At 43.4% G+C, this 18,372-nt stretch carries 17 protein-coding genes; all 17 read right to left on the bottom strand.

Annotated elements, in window-relative coordinates; translation table 11 throughout:
* Positions 1 to 12 precede the first annotated feature (12 nt).
* The 17 genes from pgeF to BLW54_RS08210 all read right to left on the bottom strand — a co-directional run bounded on the left by pgeF (position 13) and on the right by BLW54_RS08210 (position 18,335).
* Positions 13 to 810 (bottom strand): peptidoglycan editing factor PgeF, encoded by a 798-nt coding sequence (gene pgeF / locus BLW54_RS08290; RefSeq protein ID WP_074733924.1) that lies wholly within the window; start codon positions 808 to 810, stop codon positions 13 to 15.
* 57 nt (positions 811 to 867) lie between these two features.
* Positions 868 to 1,143 carry a YlmC/YmxH family sporulation protein gene (locus tag BLW54_RS08285; protein WP_035505500.1) on the bottom strand — a complete coding sequence of 92 codons (276 nt, stop codon included), beginning with the start codon at positions 1,141 to 1,143 and terminating at the stop codon, positions 868 to 870.
* Between the two features lie 237 nt (positions 1,144 to 1,380).
* Positions 1,381 to 2,160: an RNA polymerase sporulation sigma factor SigG gene (gene sigG / locus BLW54_RS08280; RefSeq protein WP_035505501.1), complete on the bottom strand. Its 780-nt coding sequence runs from the start codon at positions 2,158 to 2,160 to the stop codon at positions 1,381 to 1,383.
* An 82-nt stretch (positions 2,161 to 2,242) separates the two neighbouring features.
* Positions 2,243 to 2,962, bottom strand: a complete 720-nt coding sequence (gene sigE / locus BLW54_RS08275) for an RNA polymerase sporulation sigma factor SigE (protein WP_035505503.1) — start codon at positions 2,960 to 2,962, stop codon at positions 2,243 to 2,245.
* 17 nt (positions 2,963 to 2,979) lie between these two features.
* Positions 2,980 to 3,960, bottom strand: a complete 981-nt coding sequence (gene spoIIGA, locus BLW54_RS08270; protein ID WP_279626541.1) for a sigma-E processing peptidase SpoIIGA — start codon at positions 3,958 to 3,960, stop codon at positions 2,980 to 2,982.
* Between the two features lie 184 nt (positions 3,961 to 4,144).
* Entirely contained in the window at positions 4,145 to 5,308 is a 1,164-nt protein-coding gene (gene ftsZ / locus BLW54_RS08265) for a cell division protein FtsZ (RefSeq protein WP_035505505.1), read from the bottom strand.
* 75 nt (positions 5,309 to 5,383) lie between these two features.
* Entirely contained in the window at positions 5,384 to 6,679 is a 1,296-nt protein-coding gene (ftsA, locus tag BLW54_RS08260; RefSeq protein WP_074733920.1) for a cell division protein FtsA, read from the bottom strand.
* Positions 6,680 to 6,870: 191 nt separating this feature from the next.
* The gene (locus BLW54_RS08255; protein ID WP_074733918.1) at positions 6,871 to 7,227 is read right to left on the bottom strand and encodes a small basic family protein; all 357 of its coding nucleotides are present in this window, start codon (positions 7,225 to 7,227) and stop codon (positions 6,871 to 6,873) included.
* A 1-nt stretch (position 7,228) separates the two neighbouring features.
* A complete protein-coding gene (locus tag BLW54_RS08250) occupies positions 7,229 to 7,933 on the bottom strand; it encodes a DUF881 domain-containing protein (protein WP_074733916.1) in 705 nt (234 codons plus the stop codon).
* A 5-nt stretch (positions 7,934 to 7,938) separates the two neighbouring features.
* Complete coding sequence (locus tag BLW54_RS08245; RefSeq protein ID WP_035505512.1) at positions 7,939 to 8,643, bottom strand: DUF881 domain-containing protein; 705 nt, start codon at positions 8,641 to 8,643, stop codon at positions 7,939 to 7,941.
* Positions 8,630 to 9,508: a cell division protein FtsQ/DivIB gene (locus BLW54_RS08240; protein WP_074733914.1), complete on the bottom strand. Its 879-nt coding sequence runs from the start codon at positions 9,506 to 9,508 to the stop codon at positions 8,630 to 8,632. Before BLW54_RS08240 ends, BLW54_RS08245 begins: the two co-directional genes overlap by 14 nt.
* A gap of 500 nt (positions 9,509 to 10,008) precedes the next feature.
* Complete coding sequence (spoVE, locus tag BLW54_RS08235; RefSeq protein WP_074733912.1) at positions 10,009 to 11,103, bottom strand: stage V sporulation protein E; 1,095 nt, start codon at positions 11,101 to 11,103, stop codon at positions 10,009 to 10,011.
* Between the two features lie 64 nt (positions 11,104 to 11,167).
* Positions 11,168 to 12,511, bottom strand: a complete 1,344-nt coding sequence (gene murD, locus BLW54_RS08230; RefSeq protein ID WP_074733910.1) for a UDP-N-acetylmuramoyl-L-alanine--D-glutamate ligase — start codon at positions 12,509 to 12,511, stop codon at positions 11,168 to 11,170.
* Positions 12,508 to 13,494, bottom strand: a complete 987-nt coding sequence (gene mraY, locus BLW54_RS08225; RefSeq protein WP_035505524.1) for a phospho-N-acetylmuramoyl-pentapeptide-transferase — start codon at positions 13,492 to 13,494, stop codon at positions 12,508 to 12,510. Before mraY ends, murD begins: the two co-directional genes overlap by 4 nt.
* Before the next feature lie 39 nt (positions 13,495 to 13,533).
* The gene (locus tag BLW54_RS08220) at positions 13,534 to 14,892 is read right to left on the bottom strand and encodes a UDP-N-acetylmuramoyl-tripeptide--D-alanyl-D-alanine ligase (protein ID WP_035505526.1); all 1,359 of its coding nucleotides are present in this window, start codon (positions 14,890 to 14,892) and stop codon (positions 13,534 to 13,536) included.
* Positions 14,889 to 16,364 (bottom strand): UDP-N-acetylmuramoyl-L-alanyl-D-glutamate--2,6-diaminopimelate ligase, encoded by a 1,476-nt coding sequence (locus tag BLW54_RS08215; RefSeq protein ID WP_074733908.1) that lies wholly within the window; start codon positions 16,362 to 16,364, stop codon positions 14,889 to 14,891. Before BLW54_RS08215 ends, BLW54_RS08220 begins: the two co-directional genes overlap by 4 nt.
* 48 nt (positions 16,365 to 16,412) lie before the next feature.
* Positions 16,413 to 18,335 carry a stage V sporulation protein D gene (locus BLW54_RS08210; RefSeq protein ID WP_035505532.1) on the bottom strand — a complete coding sequence of 641 codons (1,923 nt, stop codon included), beginning with the start codon at positions 18,333 to 18,335 and terminating at the stop codon, positions 16,413 to 16,415.
* Between the last annotated feature and the right edge of the window lie 37 nt (positions 18,336 to 18,372).

Here is an 18,372-nt window from a genome sequence, read left to right as displayed (position 1 = left end):
CTTCCCGCCTCATCAAGTACGGAGCGTAATAAAACCCAGCATCCGCCCTGTCTTCCCTTGATCGCGCCGATGGGAATAAAATAATTCATTTTCCTCGTATGTACAAAAGTCTGATCGTTGAATATTTTCTTCTTTTAACCCTTTATCTATCATTAACTGGTAGTGAAGACTTTTCAAGGCTAGTTGATATTTCCCGTTTTCGTGTTCAACCACACATTGATTTTTATAAACAGCCGGGATATGGTTGATGACATGTTCATCGACTTCATAATGATTCATCCCTATCGATGGTCCGATGACCACTTTAATATTCTCAAGCTGAGAGCCCTTTTCTTGAAGAGCTTCAATCATCTTCGGGCCCATTCCGTTCACCGTACCTCTCCAACCCGCATGAGCGATACCAATCCACTTTGTTTTCGGATCATAAAAGTATAGTGGAACACAATCAGCGAAAAAAGCACCGAGCACTAGATTGTTGTCGTTGGTAATTAAACCATCCACCCCCTGCAAGGCTGAAGCCATCGATACAGCACCTGCACCAGCATGGGTATGATCGACGGTTTCAACCTTCGTCCCGTGCACCTGTTCTCCAATTACCCACTGTTCTAAAGGAACTCCCAGTTCTTTGGCCAGTAAACGTCTATTTTGTATAACCGTATTTTTGTTATCAGATACATGGAGCCCCATATTCAATGTATCGAAAGGGGCTTCACTCTTTCCACCCTGGCGTGTCGTCAAACCAGCAGTCACTCTCAGGTGGGGATCGAAACAGGACATCTGCCTGATGGTATGCTTTATAAAAGGTTCCATTTCAACACCACCTCAATTTCCCTCCATTTTAACACATTTTTCATCTAATTTCTTGTCTTATTCGTCTGAATCTGTCTTTTGGGAGGTGGAAATCCCTTTATATGCTGATTTCTTCACAAGGATTACATCTGCCCCGATATTAATAATTTGATCCCAAGGAATGGTCATCTCTTCTTCTTTTCCAAAAAAACCCATTGCTTTTCCTTTCAACGTGAGGACGACCCCTTTTAAACGGCCTTTTTGTGTATCAATATCAAGGTCACTGATATAGCCAAGTCGCTCCCCAGTTTCCATAGCGATGACATCTTTCATTTGTAGTTCAGTGATTTTCATTTTCCTCACACTCCTTACCCCACTATATGCACAGAAACTCCATTTTAGAAAAAGCTGAATGGGAAAGCTACATTGGCCTTCAGAAAATATCCTTCTGCAACACGTCCATAGAAGGAGAGGCGATCCCCAAACTTTCGTTTCATCAAATCCTTTCTTATCCTCCTATTCCTCTGCCGTACTCTTTAGAAGACTTTGAACATAAAAAAACGCTCCTGCTAAAGCAGAAGCGCTCATCTTTTATTGGAACATCGATGAATTCATTTCTTTAATGGCTGCTTTTTCTAACCGGGACACTTGAGCCTGAGAGATCCCAATCTCTTCTGCGACTTCCATTTGCGTTTTTCCTTGGAAGAATCGCTTCGTCAAAATCATATTTTCCCGGTCGTTCAGTTTCTTCATTCCTTCTCTCAGCGATAGTTCATCTAACCAGACAGAATCCTTTTCACGATCATCCTTCAATTGGTCGACAACGAAAATAGGATCGCCGCCATCATTATAAATAGGCTCAAAAAGCGACACAGGATCCTGAATGGCATCCATCGCAAAGACTACATCTTCGTGCGGGACTCCCATACGTTCCGCAATTTCATGTGGAGCTGGATCTTTGTTTGTTTCACTGATCATCTTCTCTCGCATTTGCAAAGCCTTATAGGCCGTATCTCTTAAAGAACGTGACACTCGTATCGGATTATTATCTCTTAGGTATCTGCGGATTTCTCCAATGATCATGGGTACAGCGTAAGTAGAAAATTTCACATTATGGCTTAAATCAAAATTGTCGATGGATTTCATAAGGCCGATGCATCCCACTTGGAACAAATCATCGCCATATTCACCACGGTTGTTAAAACGCTGAATGACCGACAGGACTAAGCGGAGGTTGCCATTCACTAGTTGTTCCCTTGCCTCAATCTCACCGCTTTGCAAGCGTTCAAACAGGTCTCTCATTTCTGCATTTTTTAGTACCGGAAGTTTTGATGTATCTACGCCGCATATCTCTACTTTATGTCGTGTCAATGTAAGACCCTCCCAGGAAGCTGTAATCAGTCCTCAGTATCTCCCTGGGAGGGAAAATTATGCATTCACAATTTGTCGTCTGTTAGACCATTTTGTCGAATTCGCGTTGCAAACGACGGATGATTTTCTTTTCAAGCCTTGATATATAAGACTGTGAAATCCCCATCATGTCTGCCACATCTTTTTGTGTTTTTTCTTTTTTTCCAATCAATCCGAAACGCAGTTCCATGATTTGTTTCTCACGGTCGTTCAACTGTTCAAGGGCTGATTTGAGAAGTTTCTTATCAATTTTCTTTTCGATTCCTTTGGTAATCAAATCCTCATCCGTCCCTAGAATATCAGACAAAAGAAGTTCGTTGCCATCCCAGTCGACGTTCAAGGGTTCATCAAAAGATACTTCTGTCTTCAGCTTATTGCTTTTTCGAAGGTGCATGAGGATTTCATTTTCAATACAACGGGAAGCATAAGTTGCCAGTTTTATTTTCTTCTCTGGATCAAACGTATTCACAGCTTTAATCAGCCCGATGGTTCCGATACTGATTAAATCTTCGATATTCAACCCTGTGTTTTCAAACTTTCGGGCTATATAGACCACCAAGCGTAAATTACGCTCAATTAACATTGCCCGAGCTGCTTTATCCCCTTTAGGAAGACGCTCAAGCAATTCTCTCTCTTCTTCTCTCGACAATGGCGGAGGCAGCGCCTCACTTCCGCCAATATAATAGATTTCATCTTGTTTAATGCCGAGTTTCATAAGTAATCGATAATACCACAGCCGCGCCTTAAAGAACCATCTGAACATTGAATCCCCCTCCTGGATCAAGCTGTTTTCCCTTTTACCATCAAATGTGGATGAATAAGCATTTGATATAGACGATCCTGTGTCAAATCCTGATGCTGCACACCTAAAAGCGGTGATTTCATTTCTAAGTCCCCATTTTCAGTTTTGACCGTAATTTTGTCTACAAGGATGGTGACAAGCAGCTGACCACTGACACCAGCGGCCTGATAGGGGACCAGTCGAATAGATGACTGAACTTCATCAGGCAAATCCCCGAGCGCTGTCATAATATTATCTACATTCAATTGTTCCAGCTGTTCTTCTGAAAAAAAGTGGGCCCATACAAAAGAATCAGCGAGAAACACCATTTTGCGGCTGACTGGATCAATCAGTTGGTTTCCACTATCCACCAGCCCTTTGCAACGAGCCGTACGACCATTCCATTCCACAGTCACATCATAAATGTCCTCCAATTTCATCTTATGGACACTAACCTGGTTCAACCGCCACTTTGTGAAAAAGTAAGAACAAGGAAATCCTATAATTACAAACAACCAACTGACCGGGTCTCCATAACCTCCACTAAATGTTACGACCGAACCCCCTTGTAAGCTGATTTCTGTAGCCAGGAAATAATGAACTCCCATCATGCTTCCACCGATGGTGAAGGTGATGAAGTAAAAGCTAATCCACTGAACAAAAAAGGCACGGAGAGAGGTGTACGAAAAAGTTACCCAAATGATAAACATGGAGAAAATAATTTTGCCAAGACTCCCAACCAGCCATGAATCCGGCATATAGATGGTAATTGGCACAATTGTCGAAGCGACAAATGCTCCGGATAGCATCCTCCACTTTGATGATTTCGCTCTTGTAATCCCCTGTGTAAGCGATAAAATCATGGCATCCATCAAAAGGTTGAGCATCCAGACAGCATCAAGGTAAATGATCCTCTCTCCCCTCCCTCTATAAACTGCTGTACTGAAAGTATAAGCCCGTCCGGATGAAAAGTCTGTCACAATCTGAACTAGACATTAGCAAGTTTTGTAGAAGCGTGGAAAGAACATTTCATCTTACTTGGCAATAATGCGCCCTTATCAAAGTCTAAGTTTCGAAAAAGGAGAAGAATTCCGGTAGAGATAATGGGAGGAAACAATAAAAAACCGCCACACTTTGCGTGCGGCGGTTGGTAATAAGCCTGAATTATCGACGACGATTGCGATTACGCAAGAATGTCGGAATATCCAGTGTATCTTCTTCCTGATTCGGTTTATGTTGTGGTTGTTGTGGAGCTGGACGACGAGGAGGCTGTTCTTCTCGTACGTTGTTACGCTCCGGTTGTTGTTCCACTTGCTTTTGTGTGTTGACAGTGTTCATACTAGGACGCTTTTTCTGCTGACCTTGAGCAAGCTGGGCTTCGTCAAATCCTGTTGCGATAACTGTTACAACGATTTCGTCTTTTAAGTTTTCATTGATTACAGAACCAAAGATGACGTTTACTTCCTGATCTGCTGCAGATGTTACGATATCAGCCGCTTCCTGAACTTCATAAAGACTTAAGTTCGCTCCTCCACTGATATTCATTAGGACACCATGTGCACCGTCAATGGACGTTTCAAGAAGAGGAGAGGAAATCGCCTTTTTCGCTGCTTCAGCTGCACGATTTTCTCCTGTTGCAATTCCAATCCCCATAAGGGCAGATCCTTTATCAACCATAATCGTCTTCACGTCTGCGAAGTCTACGTTGATCAATCCTGGAACAGCAATTAGATCTGAAATACCTTGTACACCTTGTCGAAGAACATTATCCGCTTCACGGAATGCTTCAAGCATCGGCGTGTTCTTGTCAACAATCTCTAGAAGACGATCGTTAGGAATAACGATTAACGTATCGACAGCGCCTTTAAGGCTCTCTGTACCTCCACTCGCTTGTGTTGAACGTTTACGTCCCTCAAAAGTAAATGGACGAGTGACGACACCTACAGTAAGAGCTCCCAGTTCTTTTGCAACTTGAGCAATTACTGGAGCTGCTCCCGTTCCTGTTCCACCGCCCATTCCGGCAGTTACGAAAACCATATCTGCACCTTGAAGGGCTTCTTCGATTTGTTCTTTGCTCTCTTCGGCAGCTTTACGTCCGACTTCCGGATTCGCTCCTGCACCAAGTCCGCGTGTCAGTTTGCCACCGATCTGCATTTTCACTTCTGCTTTTGAAAGATTAAGAGCTTGGGCATCAGTATTGACGGCGATAAACTCTACACCCTGAACACCATGCTCAATCATACGGTTGACCGCGTTACTTCCGCCGCCACCTACTCCAATTACTTTAATAGTTGCCAATTGGTCCATGCTTGTATCAAAATCTAACATCTTACGTTCCTCCTAATACACGAGATTACAAGATTTATTGGTTCGTCCGTCCACCGACCGACTCAAACTTGTTCATTAATCAAAGAAATACTTCAAAAGGTTGCTGAAGCCTGATTCTTTTTTCTTTTCGGGCTTTTCTGTTTCTTCTTTCGGTTGCTGTTTTGTCGAACGTTTTTGTTTTTTAGGTTGAGGTTTTTCCTGAAAATCTTCTGTTACAGATGGAAAGATCTCTTTTCCTTGTATTTTCGCATTACGATAGGCGAATTGCAAGATTCCAACTCCACTCGTAAACTGTGGTTCTCTTACACCAATATAATCCGGTATGGCCAATCTTACATTTGCGTGGAAGACATCTTGCGCTAATTCAAGGACACCCGGCATATTCATTGTGCCTCCTGTGAGGACAAATCCACCAGGCAGTTCACGAACACCCATTCGCTGGATTTCCTGGGCAGCAAAGACAAAAATTTCTTCTAGTCTAGCTTCAATCATATCAGAGATTTGCAATTGATTGAATGCCTGTTGACGATTACTTCCAATAATCGTAACAGAAAAATTTTCCTCTTCATTGGCGTCATCAAAAAACGCATGTCCGTGTTCTAACTTCACCTGCTCCGCTTCTTCTGTGGACGTCCTTAGACCGATGGACAAGTCTTTGGTTAAATTGTCCCCTCCGAAAGGAACCATACTTGTCCCTTTCAAGTGGCCTTCTTCAAAGACGGAGATCGTTGTTGAGCCGCCTCCCACATCAATAAGAGCCACACCTAGATTCGTTTCATCACCAGATAACGAGACAGTCCCGGAAGCTAACGGCTGCAAGCAAACATCCAATACTTCCAAACCTGCTCGTTCTACACATTTCAATGTATTATGTAAAACGGTTTTTGCACAGGTAATAATCATGCCTTCCATTTCAAGACGGACACCGATCATTCCACGAGGATCTGTGATTTCGTCCTGGCCATCCACTATGAATTGACGTGGAATGACATCAATGATTTCACGTTCTGGAGGAATCGATACGACCTGGGCAGCATCAATGACTCGGGTAATATCTTCGTTTCCAATTTCACGGCTTTCACTGGAAACAGCTACGACCCCATGACACGGCTGCAATTGAATATGGTTTCCATTGACACCCACAACAACACGATCAATTTTCATATCGACCATCCGCTCAGCCTGTTCTACAGCAGAACGAATCGATTGAACCGTTTGATCAATGTCTACAATTGCGCCTTTCTTCATTCCGTTCGATTTTGCTGTCCCTACCCCAATGATATTGAGGTTATCATTCATAATTTCTCCTATAATCACTTTAATTCGACTTGTGCCTATATCTAAACTCACTAAAATTTCATTTTGATTCACCAGTGACGCACCTCCTGTAGCAAGCCATATAAGTAGTTCAAAGCATATCGAATTCACGCTTAAAATACAATCTTTGAAATATAAACGTAAACGAAATGATATATTCCAAGGTTACACCTAAGAAAGGAATGTGAAAAACTCTTCCTAATGTTGTTTTCCACAGTGTTTCGTGATTTTCCTCTTAAATACGCTTATTTTTTTCGGAATTTCGTTAGCAATTTCTGGTCGATGACCATTCGTCTGATCATTGCAAGGTTTCTAAACAAACGTACGCCGAAAGCAAAGACAGCCGCAAGGTAGAGGTCAACCCCTAATTGAACACCAATGAAAGCAAGCACGGCCGCCAGCGTAATGTTAAAAAAGAAACCTGTCAGAAAGACGGTATCGTCAAAGTTTTTTTCTAACTGTGCCCTAATTCCACCAAGGAGTGTATCAAAGGCGGCGAGCACAGCGATCGATAAATAATCGGAGTAAGCATCTGGGATACGGATATCAGTCAAGATGCCAAGGGTCACGCCGATGATCAGAAATAAGAGCGGCAACCACATATTAACCACCAGCTTCTTCTAAAGTTTCTAAGTGGAGAGGTTCATCGAACTTTGGAAGAACCAACTGTTCTTTTCTTTCGAATATAATCTCCATATTATCAATATTGAAAATGTCCTGAATCGGACTTGCCTCCATATAATCCTGCAACTTTTCAGCATCATTCGCAAGCACTTTGATGCTCATTGGCAAAGAACCGATGGGACGGTTATTCACATAGGTCGCCCCGTTTACATCCCTTATCGGCGATAAAGTCGTAAAACGTTCGTTGCCGATACTAACATCTTCCGCCCCGTATGTGTTCAGTTCATTTAAAAGACGACTCAACAGATGGGGAGATATTTTGGGGTATTCTTGCCCTATGGCCTCCTCATCAAAAATGGGACGGATGGTCATTTCTAACCCTTTGCCCTCTTTTTCTCTAAGACCAATTTTATTTTCAAGGGATTCAATGGATTCTTTCAATGTCTCCAGCTGATCCCTTGATGAAGAGCGGTCGTAATCTTCAATGGTTTGATCAGCAATAGCAATCTTATCCAACAATTCTTGCTGCTGTTCCTGTTGGCGTTTCAATTCTTCACGCACTTCCCATACATCTCTCGTCTCTCTAACCTGAGCCTCATGGGAGGTCGTCTGAAATTGGACAGCCACCATAAATCCAATCACTAGAAAAACAATGGCTACAAGCCACTGTGTACTTCTTTTCATGTTGTTCACCCTTCAGCGGAAAGTCTTGCCTTCATTTCTAATTGATTTTCCTTTGACAGTTCCACGTCTACATTATCACTGCGAAGCTGATCCACAACCCCTTGCGTCAGGTTCAGACTAGAATACAATACTTCCGCATCCCCTATAGCTGTGATAACAAATGGTGCGGGGTGCTGGACTCCATCCACTGTAATGACCGGACCAGTACAAGCGATATAACTATCCTTCATATAACGCTGGCCATTGATGGCAACAGCTTTCGCACCTGCACTTAACAGTTCATTAACAACACTGTGGATATGGCTTTCATGGACAATATATTGATTGACCTGCTCCTCATCAGGAATATACTCTGCATCCCTGAGAACGATCTCCACGCCTTCCCCCTGAATAGGAACCTCCCCATTCAACATTTGAAGTTTTTTCTTTCGCTCAACAAAATCAGCTACCACTTGTTCGCGATCAGCCATTTCATTTTCAATGTCCTGAATGTTCTTTCGTTTTTCCTTTAACTCCTCACGAAGCTGCTTATTTTTCTTCTCCATATCCAACAATTGCTGCTGATAGAAGTATTCTTTTTCCCACTGGGAATCATTGAGTTGAATCATTTCCGGAGAGCTCTTTGTCAACTGATAGCTGTAACTCACAAGGAAACCAGAAACAAGCAGTACAAGGGAAAGGATAATTGATTTCCCTTTACGTCTCTTCATCGGTTGTCCCCTCTTCCTCCCCTTCTACCGTGCCCTCTCCTTCGACAGGCTCTTCAGTAGATTCTTCTGACTCTCCTCCCGCAGCTTCTCCTTCGACAGGCTCTTCTCCAGCTTCTTCTGACTCAGGAATTTCCTCAAAATAAGCCCCTACATCAATATGTATGATCCCTTCAGCCTCTTCATCAAGCTGTGAAACAATTGAAGGATAGGCAGGCATTTTTTCAGAAAAACTGCGGATCGAAGCTTGTACCTGAAACCCATCATTCATATAAAGAAGAATTTGATACGGATTCCCATCACGAGGGTCCCAATGAATTTCTGAAATAAGGCTGCTCACACTTGATGGTAGTTCCTTCAATTCCTGGGAAATCTCTTTCAAATAAGTTTCTTTAGTAAAACCAACAAGAATAGGCGCATCCCCTCCTGGAAGAGCGGTTTGGCCTTCTAGTCTTGAACCATCCTCGAGAATGGCATGGAACGATCCATCCTTTTTGATATAGCCGATTCTTTCAGCTTCGTTCACTTCAATTCGGACCGTATTCGGAAAAGATCGGTCGATGGAAGCAAAGGTGATTTCTTGATGCGACTCGATCTGCTGTTTCATCTCCTCTTCATCGACTCTCCAATAATTCGTAGATGTCGTTACACCAGCAAGCTCCTGAATTTCTTCTTCCGAGACATGATACTCGCCATCAACGACTATATGACGAACATTGCTGAGCGGCGACTGGAGATATATGACCGTCGCGATCAGCAAAAAAAGAATAGTCAAATACAAGATCAAGCGACGATTCGCTTTTTTACGTCTCGTCTGCTTCAATTTCGGTATGCGATCTTCTATGGAAACCACTTTTCTCTCTTCCATAACGGGCATTTCTCCTTATTGCTAGACACCCTCTCGCTGTTTGTTCTAGCTGTTTGAAAGAATGATATTCCTCTTAGAGATGCCGAGCCTGGACTCTACATCTATTCGTATCTCATTATATCATAAAAATGTGCTGAGATATTGATAGAGTTTTACTAGTTTCTCTACTATTTTTTACAAGAAAAAGCGTACTTCGAGGGAGACTAAGTGATTTCGCTAGATTCATTTACCCATTACAGTCACGTGTTAAACTCTCACTCGCACGATTATTTTTAGGTTTTTATTTCCAACCTGCATCATAGCTCGCTTATCCTACAGGTTATATCCTTTATTTTCCACTCTTCCTATAAAAAAGGAGAGTCGAGAAATCACGAGACTCATAACACGCCCCCATAGGATATCTCGCCGCTGTATGTTATGGATAAAGGAGCTTATAAAAAAAGAAGCCGATCCTCGTACGTTTCAGAGGATTCGGCTTCCTTTTCATTCCATCTATCTCCCTATTTTGTAGAAAAACGACTAACACTGAGGAGTAACCCAAGCGAGGCGAGGGTTAACGTAAGGGAAGAACCCCCATAACTAACAAGAGGGAGCGTGATCCCCGTGACGGGGATCAACCCTGTCACCACACTCACATTAATCATGACCTGAATACTGATCATACCTACAATTCCCAAGGCAAGAAGGGATCCGAACAAATCCGGAGCAAGCAAACTTGCTCTTATCCCTCTCCACAGCAAAATAAAGAAAAGTCCTAAAACGAGCACCCCTCCAAAGAATCCAAGTTCTTCAGCGAGGACAGCAAATATAAAGTCGGTCTGAGGTTCAGGAAGATAGAAAAACTTCTGCATGCTATTTCCAAGACCAAGCCCCAAAAGGCCTCCTGGCCCAATCGCATACAAGGATTGGATGATCTGGAACCCTGCTCCTAAAGGGTCTTCCCAAGGATGTAAAAAGGCGGTAATCCGCTGAATGCGATAGGGTGCGGATGCTATGAGCCCAATCATTCCGGCAACTCCAGCGCCTGCAATCCACATAAAATGAGCAATCCGAGCTCCAGCTGTAAACATCATGACAAGGCATGTCCCGACCATGACAACACCCGTTCCTAAATCAGGCTGCAACATGATGAGAGCGAACGGAAAAAGGATTAAGGCAAGTCCTGGAAGGAAGCCTTGTTGAAAGGAATTCATTCTCTTCTGCCGTTCGGATAGGAAACGTGCCAAAAAGAGAATCAATCCAAGTTTCATAAATTCTGAAGGCTGGATACTGAACATCCCTACACCAATCCAGCTTCGTGCCCCTCCGCGAACCATACCGACTCCTGGGATGAGAACAAGCACAAGAAAAACAAGACAAATAATCAGGATTATTTTTGAATGAGCATGCCAGACATAATAAGGAATTCTAGATAAAACAAACATGGCTACTAAACCGGCAGCAGCAAATAAAATTTGTCTCTTTGCATAGAACCATGGATCATCAAATTTATAATCCGACCATATGCTTGAAGAGCTGTACACCATCACAATTCCAATAATAAGGATTCCCAGTATGGCAACGACCAACCATAAATCCGGCTTTTTTTCTTCCATAAAAAAAGCCCTACCTCCCATCTAAGTGGAAAACAGGGCTTAAGCTTGTCGCATAAAGCCCTTATTAGAGCTTATGCACAGCTTGGATAAACATGTGACCTCTTTCTTCAAAAGTACGATACTGATCCCAGCTTGCACACGCCGGTGATAGCAGGATGACATCCTCTTCCTCAGAACGCTTATAAGCTTCCTGGACAGCTTCATTCATCGTTTCTACTTTCACCATATCCTGGATACCTGCTTTGTTCGCTGTTTCGATTAGGAGATCAGCGGTTTCTCCGAACACGACCAGGGATTTAACTCCATTCAGGTAAGGGATCAGGGAATCAAATTCGGTTCCACGATCCAACCCTCCTGCCAGTAAAATCACAGGGTTTTCAAAAGATTTCAGGGCATAGGAAGTAGCCAGGATATTCGTTGCTTTTGAATCGTTGTAGAACAAGCGATCATTTTTCTTTGTCACAAACTGTAGACGGTGCTCAACACCGGCAAAAGTCTTCAACACGTCCTGTATGGCTTCGTTACGAATGCCATTCACTTTTACAGTTGCTACGGCTGCAAGGATATTCTGCAAGTTCTGCTCCCCTACTAGTAAGATATCCTGCTTATCCATGATCCGCTCATTCTCAAAATAAATAGATGTCTCATCAGACCAGGCGCCTTCTCCTTTTTTATGGATGGAAAAAGGAACAAGTTTTGCTTTTACATCTGGTAGAAACTTCACTATATTTTCATCATCCGCATTGTACACTAATGTATCTGCAGGAGTCTGATTGGCCGTAATTTGCGCTTTCGCTTGATGATAATTCTCCAGCGTATGATGATAATCCAGATGGGCTTCATAAAGATTGAGCCATACGGATATATCCGGACGGAACTTCTCCGTCCCTAACAGTTGGAACGAAGATAATTCTGTAACCATTGTTTCATCTTCACCCGTATTTCGTGCCACTTCACAAGAAACATGCCCGATATTTCCTGCAAGCGATACTTTCTGATGATCCGATTTGATCATTTCATGAATCAATGTCGTTGTGGTTGTCTTTCCATTCGAACCTGTCACGGCAACCAGCGGGCCTTCATGAAGAAGTCCAGCGAGCTCGACCTCTGTAACAACTGGGATGTTACGCTTTTCCGCTTCAGATATGATGGGATTATCATACGGAATTCCCGGATTTTTCACAAGGTAATCTACTTGGTCTAACACCGATAAAGGATGGCCGCCAGTAATGACCTCGGCACCTTGTTTCATAAGTTCGCGGACTTCAGGCGTTTCTTTATCTGCCTTCAAATCATTGATTCTTACATTAACCCCGCTATCAAGAAGCAGCTGGGCTGCTGCTGTTCCACTTTTGGCAAGCCCTAGTACAAGAACATGATGATAAGAAAAGTTAGTTAAAGTCTTCATCCAAACATCACCTCAATATAAATCCCAATCACAGCAAATACAAGACCTACCGTCCAGAATGTCGTCACAACACGCCACTCAGACCAGCCTTTCAGTTCATAGTGGTGATGAAGTGGGCTCATTTTGAAGACACGTTTTCCTGTAGTCTTGAAAGAAATAACCTGAATAATGACCGAGAGTGTTTCCAGTACAAACACCCCGCCAATAATAACAAGAATGAGTTCTAACTTAGTTAAAATCGCAATAATAGCAATGGCTCCACCTAATGCAAGTGATCCTGTATCCCCCATAAACACTTTTGCCGGATGGGCGTTAAAGACAAGAAACCCTAGCAATGCGCCAACGATAGCCAGCGCAAAGATGGTTATCTCGATGTTCATATCCCCCGTCCAGGAGAGTATAGCGAAAGCTCCAAATGCGATGGCCGCTGTTCCTGCCAAAAGTCCGTCAAGACCATCCGTTAAGTTCACTGCATTGGATGCTCCAACAAGCATAAATAAAATCAGGAGCGCATACCCCCAGCCAAGGTCAAACTCCAAAGATGTCCCTGGAATTGCAAGGTACGTAGGGAAATCTGAGTTTCTGAGAATAAAATAAACAACAAGGGCTATAATGATTTGGCCAAGCATTTTTTGCTTTGACGTTAGTCCCAAATTCCTTTTTAAAGCTACTTTAATATAATCATCCAAAAAGCCTAATAATCCATAACCCACTAACACAAATAACACAAGGAACAAGTGTGTGTTCCCAGTGCCAGGGTTAAACCAATAAGATGCGGCAATCGTGGTTATGACGACAGCTACAATAATCATCACACCGCCCATTGTTGGTGTACCTGATTTTTTCTGGTGGGATTCTGGCCCTTCATCCCTGATGGCTTGTCCAAACTTCAATCGTCTTAAAAAAGGAATGATCATCGGCGAGATCAAAACAGTAATTACGAATGAAATAGCCATAGTAATTAGTAGTATGTATTCGTTCATGATTAGTTCTCCTCCTTTTGCACCTTCATCGCCTATTGATCAATCCACAAGATCCTTAAGTATTTCTTCTAACTTCATTCCTCTGGAAGCTTTGATCAGTACGACGGTGTCCGCTGCCAACTCATTACGGACGTGATGACCTAATGTTTGTTTATCTGTAAAATGACGTGTTTTAATAGCAGGGGAATGAGCAGCCACTGCCTCTGAGATTCTGTTTGAGTGATTTCCAATCGTATATACCGCCTGAATTTTTTCATTAATGGCAGTTGCCACACTTTCATGGAGGGTTTCAGATTGCTCTCCCAGCTCAAACATATCACCTAATATTAACACTTTCCTGCTTTTGGATGTCAATTGACTGACAACTTCAATGATAGCTTTCATAGATGTTGGAGAAGCATTATAGGCATCATTAATAATCAACGCCCCGTTATGTCCTTCATGCTTTTCAAAACGCATGGCCGACATCTCCAACTCACGGAAACCTTGTTGAATCTCTTCTGCGGATAACCCTAACTTTTCAGCCAGGGCAATGACAAATGTGGCATTTTTCACATTATGCTTTCCAGGCATTGGAAGTTCATAAACCTGCTCCCCAATTTTGAATCGACTGCTCTCATCTGTCAATGAAAGAATGGTGACCTGATAATCTAAATGTTGTCCAAACCCGCAGGACACCGTCCATTTTTCCGCTTGCTGATCTTTAAGCAGCGCTTCATCTCCATCTATAATCAGAGCTCCGTCTCTGTTTAGCCCCTCGGTAATTTCAAGTTTTGCATTCGCTATTCCTTCTCTGGAACCCAGGTTTTCGATGTGAGATTCACCAATGTTTGTAATGATTGCATAATCAGGTTCAGCGAGAGAGGATAAAACGGAAATTTCCCCCGCACGATCCATTCCCATTTCCAACACGACAGCTTCCGTACTTGGATCCATGGAAAGAACGGTGAGAGGGAGTCCGATATGATTATTAAAATTCCCGGCTGTTTTATGTGTCCGGTATTTTGTTTTGAGCACAGAGGCCACTAAATCCTTTGTCGTAGTCTTGCCATTAGACCCTGTAATCCCGACGACTATGGGATCGACTTTCTTTAAGTAATAGGAAGCCGCTTGCTGAAGAGCTTTGGTCGTATCCTTAACAAAGAACACAGGGAAGTCTGTCGGAGTGAGTCTGGGCAAGGGTTTATCCTCCTGCCACAATGCTGCCACAGCGCCTTGTTTGATAGCCTCTCCAAGGAAATCATGGGCATCAAAATTTTCTCCTACAATAGGGACGAACAAACTTTGCTTTGCTGTCTTTCGACTGTCCGTCATGACTGAGTGGATGCGTATATGATCTTCTGTTGCTCCTTGATGCTTTGTAAATAACTTTGTTAATTCCTTTACTTCTAAAATCATGGTGGATGCTCCTTCATTTCTTTTAATATCGCACGCGCCACCTCGCAATCATCAAAATGATAACGGGTGCCTTTAATTTCCTGATAAGTTTCATGACCTTTTCCCGCAATAAGAACGATGTCCCCGCTTTTCGCCTGCTTTAGCGCATAAGCGATGGCTGCTCTTCGATCCTCGATAATTTGGTACTTTCCTTTAATTGGTGTAGTCATATCTCTGAAAATCTGCCTTGGCTCTTCCGATCGCGGGTTATCATTGGTGAAAATGGCAAGGTCTGCATAATCAATGCTCATTTGTGCCATAAGAGGACGTTTGCTTCTGTCCCGGTCCCCTCCGCAGCCAACCACTACTGTAATGGAACCTTTACAAAGATCGCGAAGAGTCTGCAACACGTTTTTCAGGGAATCAGGAGTGTGGGCGTAATCGATAACCACACCAAAGCCCTGCCCTTCCCTTACAGGTTCAAAGCGCCCCTTTACCCCACTCGTCTGCTGAAAAGAACGCTGAATGGTCTCTAAAGGAACGCCGGACAAAATGGCCGCACTTGCTGCAGCCAGCATGTTGTAAATACTAAACATTCCCATAAGAGGACTCTCTATAGAAACCGCCCCGATGGGGGTGGTCATTATGAAAGTGGTACCTGTTTCCGTCATGGTATATTCCTCAGCTTTTACGTCCGCTTGTTCATGAATACCATAAGTAAGCAGCCCTTGAGATGTCGAACGGATAAATTTCTTCGCAAGAGGAGAGTCGATATTAATGACGGCAAATTTCTCACGTTCCTTATTATACCCATTTCCCAATTGAGCGAACAATAGGGACTTTGCACGAAGATAATCGTCGAAATTGTCGTGATAATCGAGGTGATCCTGAGTTAAGTTCGTAAAGACGGCGATATCAAAATCACACCCGTACACTCTTCCTTGATCCAAAGCGTGTGAAGAAACTTCCATGATGGCTTTTTCAACTTTTGCCCCGCGCATTTTATGGAAGTAACGCTGCAATGTTAGAGCATCCGGCGTGGTGTTTTTTACAGGGAATGTTTCCCCTGCAATATTTACTTGGATCGTTCCGATAATTCCTGTCCGCTTCTTATGCTCATGAAAGATTTCCTCTAATAAATACGTAATGCTCGTCTTTCCGTTAGTACCTGTTACTCCTATGACATGAAGGTGTTCAGACGGGCTCCCATAATAAGCCGATGCAGCCATAGCAAGAGCGCGTGAAGTGTCGTTGACCAAAACAACAGGAACTGTTACATCTACGGTTTCTTCCGCAATCACAGCCACAGCCCCTTTTTTAACCGCCTCCCGAGCAAAACGGTGACCATCCACATCTACGCCGCGAAGGCAGACAAACACATCCCCTGGTCCTGTGGTCCTTGAATCCATCGAAAGTCCAGTTATAGTTAAATCGGTAATGGATTGTGTCACTTTATAAAAAGGAATGAAACGCAAGAGTTTTTTCATTTTCATCATGTGTCACCCTTACCTTCAAGCATGTTTTATTATACCAAACAGCCATTAATCCCCTAAATAGACTCGAATAGTCGAGCCACTAGGCACTTTCACCCCGGCCTTAGGGGCTTGTGTGATGACTTTAGATCCGCTGCCGCTCACTTCCACCTCTAAATTCATTAACATTTGACTCAATTCCTTTTTCTCCATTCCTATAACTTTCGGAACTTCTACCAGTGGTTCATCCGGCCAGGAGTATTCTTTTTCAAGGCCATCTTTCCGTGGTTTTACTCCAAGGGCACGCAAGCTGTCCCCCATAATATTTCCAACAATCGGTGCAGCTACAACCCCACCGAACTGGACAGTATTTTTTGGATTATCAATGGCGAGATACACGACGAGCTCAGGGTCATCAGCAGGGGCAAATCCAATAAAGGAAACGATATGGTTGTTTTCCATATACTTGCCGTCTGGGCCAACTTTTTGGGCTGTACCCGTTTTTCCTCCTACCCGATACCCTTCCACATAGGCTCCACGCCCTGTTCCTTTTGCAACAACACTTTCCAGGGAACGTCGAATTTCAGCAGAGGTTTCTTCTGAAATCACTCTTTCTTTCAATTGAGGTTCGTTTTTCTCTATTGTATCGCCACTGATAGGATCAAGCCATGCCTCTTGTATATAAGGTTTATAGTAATATCCCCCGTTCACAGCAGCTGCAACAGCCATCACTTGCTGGATTGGCGTAACAGATACCCCTTGACCAAAAGCTGTAGTGGCTTGTTCTACAGGTCCCACATTTTCAGGTTTGAATAAGATCCCTTTCCCTTCACCTTCTAAATCAATGCCCGTCTTTTCTCCAAAACCGAAGCGGTCAATATACTCAAACAACTTTTCTTTACCCAGGCGCTGCCCTAGGGTAACAAACCCAGGGTTACACGAGTTTTGTACGACTTCTAAAAAGGTCTGGTCCCCATGGCCGCCTCTCTTCCAGCAATGCAGCGTCGCTCCATCCACCTTGATAGAGCCAGAATCATGGAAGTGTTCTTCCTCAAGATCGACAAGGTCTTCTTCCAGCGCGGCCGCTAACGTTATAATTTTAAATGTGGAACCAGGCTCGTACGTACTCCAAACTGGTAAATTCCTGTTATAAACTTCCGGTTTCACTTCTTGGTAATTGGCAGGGTTAAAATTAGGGCGGCTCGCCATCCCGACAACTTTTCCCGTGTCTGGATCAACAGCTAATGCGACAGCCCCGTCCGGGTTATATTTCGCCTGGGCAATATCCAGTTCTCTTTCCATAATGGATTGGACCTTATAATCGATTGTCAGTTGCAGATCCTTCCCATCCACAGGCGCTTTATAAATATCTGCCATATCCGGCATTCGTTTCCCCTTTGCATCAGAGAAGAAAGATAACGCCCCTTTTTCACCTTTTAATTCTTCATCATAATAGGCTTCCAGTCCTAACAGCCCCTGGTTATCAATTCCGCTGAACCCAAGAACATGGGAGAGAAAAGATCCATGAGGGTAATACCTCTCAGAGTCCTCAGCAATATAAACCCCGGGCATTTGCAAAGATTGTATGGCTTCTGCCTGCTCTTCACTGATTTTACGTCCCTCCGGGTGAATTCTTTCAATGGAAGTCACTTTCGTCACATGAGAGTAGGCCTTCTCTTCACTCATGTCCAATATTTGAGCAAGGTTCCGGGCTGTCTTATCTGCGTCCTTTACCTGCCGTGGAACAACCATCACTGTGGGGGCAGACTGGTTGCCCACGAGTACTTCACCATTTGAATCCAGAATCTTCCCGCGTTCTGGTTCAAACGTGATATCCCTGCTCCATGACTCTTCCGCCTTTGAGATTAGAAAGTCACTAAGGAAGAACTGCACATACCCAAGTCTTCCAGCAATGACAAAAAAAATAACCATTCCAACTAGAAAAACAGCGACTAACCGTTTCTTTACGATTACTTGTGATACTCGTCTCATCTAAATTAACTCCTTTTTTGAAGTCGATAGAGTCAGC

Source organism: Halobacillus karajensis (genome assembly GCF_900108515.1).
GTDB lineage: Bacteria > Bacillota > Bacilli > Bacillales > Halobacillaceae > Halobacillus > Halobacillus karajensis.
This window is presented reverse-complemented; position numbering and strand designations above follow the sequence as displayed.

Bases quoted from the DNA above. Each gene is read 5' to 3' on its own strand.
- pgeF (WP_074733924.1), bottom strand. From the start codon at position 810: ATGGAACCTTTTATAAAGCATACCATCAGGCAGATGTCCTGTTTCGAT.
- BLW54_RS08285 (WP_035505500.1), bottom strand. From the start codon at position 1,143: ATGAAAATCACTGAACTACAAATGAAAGATGTCATCGCTATGGAAACT.
- sigE (WP_035505503.1), bottom strand. From the start codon at position 2,962: ATGTTCAGATGGTTCTTTAAGGCGCGGCTGTGGTATTATCGATTACTT.
- ftsZ (WP_035505505.1), bottom strand. From the start codon at position 5,308: ATGTTAGATTTTGATACAAGCATGGACCAATTGGCAACTATTAAAGTA.
- BLW54_RS08255 (WP_074733918.1), bottom strand. From the start codon at position 7,227: ATGTGGTTGCCGCTCTTATTTCTGATCATCGGCGTGACCCTTGGCATC.
- BLW54_RS08250 (WP_074733916.1), bottom strand. From the start codon at position 7,933: ATGAAAAGAAGTACACAGTGGCTTGTAGCCATTGTTTTTCTAGTGATT.
- BLW54_RS08245 (WP_035505512.1), bottom strand. From the start codon at position 8,643: ATGAAGAGACGTAAAGGGAAATCAATTATCCTTTCCCTTGTACTGCTT.
- BLW54_RS08240 (WP_074733914.1), bottom strand. From the start codon at position 9,508: ATGGAAGAGAGAAAAGTGGTTTCCATAGAAGATCGCATACCGAAATTG.
- spoVE (WP_074733912.1), bottom strand. From the start codon at position 11,103: ATGGAAGAAAAAAAGCCGGATTTATGGTTGGTCGTTGCCATACTGGGA.
- murD (WP_074733910.1), bottom strand. From the start codon at position 12,511: ATGAAGACTTTAACTAACTTTTCTTATCATCATGTTCTTGTACTAGGG.
- mraY (WP_035505524.1), bottom strand. From the start codon at position 13,494: ATGAACGAATACATACTACTAATTACTATGGCTATTTCATTCGTAATT.
- BLW54_RS08220 (WP_035505526.1), bottom strand. From the start codon at position 14,892: ATGATTTTAGAAGTAAAGGAATTAACAAAGTTATTTACAAAGCATCAA.
- BLW54_RS08215 (WP_074733908.1), bottom strand. From the start codon at position 16,364: ATGAAAATGAAAAAACTCTTGCGTTTCATTCCTTTTTATAAAGTGACA.
- BLW54_RS08210 (WP_035505532.1), bottom strand. From the start codon at position 18,335: ATGAGACGAGTATCACAAGTAATCGTAAAGAAACGGTTAGTCGCTGTT.